The 2682-nt window shown below is 76.0% G+C and carries 5 protein-coding genes; 3 read left to right on the top strand and 2 right to left on the bottom strand.

The annotated features are described in order from the left end of the window. The 3 genes from ACTUAL_RS26235 to ACTUAL_RS26225 form a co-directional block, all read left to right on the top strand. On the top strand, nt 1–810 hold an 810-nt coding region (locus ACTUAL_RS26235), incomplete at its 5' end, for a glycosyl hydrolase family 95 catalytic domain-containing protein (protein WP_440902117.1). Beyond that, nucleotides 807–1130, top strand: coding sequence for a divalent-cation tolerance protein CutA (gene cutA, locus ACTUAL_RS26230; protein WP_232519786.1), 324 nt, complete (start codon nt 807–809; stop codon nt 1128–1130). The genes ACTUAL_RS26235 and cutA, both read left to right, overlap by 4 nt. 88 nt (nt 1131–1218) lie before the next feature. After that, complete coding sequence (locus tag ACTUAL_RS26225; protein WP_096492709.1) at nt 1219–1596, top strand: MerR family transcriptional regulator; 378 nt, start codon at nt 1219–1221, stop codon at nt 1594–1596. Nucleotides 1597–1654: 58 nt separating this feature from the next. Here the strand turns inward: ACTUAL_RS26225 and ACTUAL_RS26220 are convergent, their stop codons facing one another. Together ACTUAL_RS26220 and ACTUAL_RS26215 are read right to left on the bottom strand one after the other, a co-directional pair. Further along, nucleotides 1655–2020, bottom strand: coding sequence for an effector-associated constant component EACC1 (locus ACTUAL_RS26220; protein WP_096492710.1), 366 nt, complete (start codon nt 2018–2020; stop codon nt 1655–1657). 180 nt (nt 2021–2200) lie between these two features. After that, nucleotides 2201–2682, bottom strand: a 482-nt coding sequence (locus ACTUAL_RS26215) for a serine hydrolase (protein WP_440902116.1), incomplete at its 5' end; no start/stop codon positions are given.

The following is a 2682-nucleotide window of genomic DNA, read 5'->3' as shown; positions in this document are numbered from 1 at the left end:
GTGGAGGACCGGGGCGAGCTGACCACCGCGCCGTCCACCTCGCCGGAGAACCACTACCTGACGGCGGACGGGCGCGAGGTCGCCGTCGGCGTCGGGGCGACCATGGACCTGGCGCTGACCTGGGAGCTGCTCGACCGGGTGGTGCGGGCCGGGGCGGTGCTCGGGGAGGACGTCGGGCGCTTCGCCGAGGCGCTGGCCCGGATCCCCGAGCCGCCGGTGGGGTCGGACGGGCGGGTGCTGGAGTGGCGGGACGAGTGGGCCGAGCCCGAGCCGGAGCACCGGCACCTCTCGCACCTGGTCGGGCTGTACCCCGGCGTGCGGATCGAGCGCGGGAGCGCTCTCGCGCAGGCGGCGCGGCGGTCGCTGGAGGCGCGCGGGCCCGGTGGACCGGGGTGGTCGCACGCGTGGAAGGCGGCGCTGTGGGCCAGGTTGGGCGAGGGCGGGCGGGCGGCGGACTCGCTGGCCGGGATGCCGCTCCACCCGAACCTGACCTGCGCCAACCCGTTCCAGGTCGACGGCAGCCTCGGCTACACGGCGGCGGTGGCGGAGTTGCTGCTGCAGAGCCACCGGGGCGTGCTGGAGCTGCTGCCCGCGCTGCCGCCGTCGTGGCCGACCGGGCGGGTGACCGGGCTGCGGGCGCGCGGCGGGATCGCGGTCGACCTGGAGTGGCGGGACGGCGAGCTGCGGTCGGTGGCGCTGACCGCCGACCGGGTGTGCGAGGTCCAGCTGGTGTGCGGCGGGCGGCGGCTGGCGCAGCGGCTCGCGGCGGGCGGCAGGGTCGTCGTGCCGTGGCTACGCTCGGTCGGGTGAGCGAGGAACACGTGGTCGTGCTGACCACCACCGACAGCGAGGACGTGGCGGCGGAGCTGGCCTCGGGGCTGGTCGCGGCCGGGTTGGCGGCGTGCGTGCAGATCGGCGGGCCGGTGCGGAGCCTGTACCGGTGGGAGGGCGAGGTCAAGGACGAGCGGGAGTGGCAGCTCTGGATCAAGACCACGTACGAGCGGCTCCCCGAGGTGAACCGGCACATCGAGCGGGAGCACCCGTACGAGGTGCCGGAGGTGCTGGCGCTGCCGGTCCTCGCGGGGAGCGAGGCGTACCTGGACTGGGTGAGCGACCAGACCGCCAGGTGAGGTCCCGGTGAGCGCGTGGCGGAGTTCACCGCGGGAGGAGTGCCCACGACCGGGTTAACCTGGTGGGCACACTCCAGTGGAGGTTCAGGTGCGCATCGGAGAGCTTGCGGACAAGGCAGGCGTGAGCGTCCGCGCGCTCCGCTACTACGAGGAGCAGGGGCTGCTCGCGTCGGTGCGCAGCGCCAGCGGGCAGCGGCACTACCAGGAGCAGGCCGTGGAGCGGGTGCTGCTGATCCAGCAGTTCTACGCGGCGGGGCTGTCGAGCAAGGCGATCCAGAAGCTGCTGCCGTGCATCCTGACCGGGCACATCACGCCGCAGCTGATGACGTTCCTGGCGACGGAGCGGGACCGGATCACCGACCAGATCGACTCGCTGGTGCAGACGCGGGACCGGCTGGACTCGATGATCGACTACACCAGGGGCGCGAAGGCGTGCGAGCGGCCGGTGAGCCGGACGGCCGGGTAGCCGGGGGCGGTGGGGGACCGGTGGCGCGCCGGTCACCGCGACCGGTCGCCGCGACGGGTCACCGCCCGGCCAGCACCGCGCGCGTCGACGCCAGCACGCGCGCCGCGTCCGTGGTCGACCCGCACGTCAGCTCCACCTCGCGCCCGTCCGCGCCGCGCACGGTCAGCGACACCTGCCGCGCGGTCCGGCAGTGCTTGAGCCAGTCGAACAGCCAGCGCACCAGCGCGGGGGCCGTCGCGCTGGTCAGCACCACCAGCGCCGCGTCCTGCGCGGCCCCCTCCTGACCCGCCCCGCCCGGCGCCGCCTGCGCGCCCGCCAGGCTCACCCGGCCGCGCAAGCCGTCCCCGTCGCGCAACCAGCGGGCCAGCGCGCGCACGTCCTCGGTCGCGCCGTCGGTTCTCAGCGTCGCTGTCGCACTGGGCATCGGGTCGTCCCGTCGTCGTGCCCGGACCACGCGGCCCGGTGCTCTCACCGACCCGGATCGCTGCCGCGCCGACCGGTGTTAACACCTCCAGCGGCCACCGATGCACCACCGCCCTGGCCCGTTCGGGGCGCGGCCGTCCGGCCCACCCCGTTCGGCCCGACCGGGCGAACGGCCCGGAGCTCACCCCACCCCCACCGCCCCCAGCGCCACCCGCGCCGCGTCGGCCAGCAGCGTCCCGTCGGCGCGCGCGTCCCGCTCCGGCCTGGTCGACATCAGCACCACCACCAGCGGGTCGCGGTCCGGGGGCCAGGCGATCGCCGCGTCGCACCGCGTCCCGTACTCCGCGGCGCCCGGCTTCCCGCCGACCGCCCACCCGCGCGGCACGACCGAGCGCAGCACCGTCCCGCCGCCCTCCAGCCACCCGCGCAGCTCCGCCCGCTCCCGCGCGCCCTCCAGCGCCGTCCCCAGCACCAGGTTCCGGTACCCGGCGGCCAGCGCGGCGGGCGTCGACGTGTCCCGCTCGTCGCCCGGCTCGGCCGCGTTCAGGTCCGGCTCCCAGCGGTCCAGCCTGGTCTGCTCGTCGCCCAGCGCGAACGCGAACGCGGTGATCGCCTCCGGCCCGCCGACCAGCGACAGCAGCTCGTTGAGCGCCGTGCTGTCGT

This window comes from Actinosynnema sp. (genome assembly GCF_052038725.1).
Note: the sequence above shows the minus strand (reverse complement) of the source record. Positions and strands in the feature narration are given on the sequence as shown.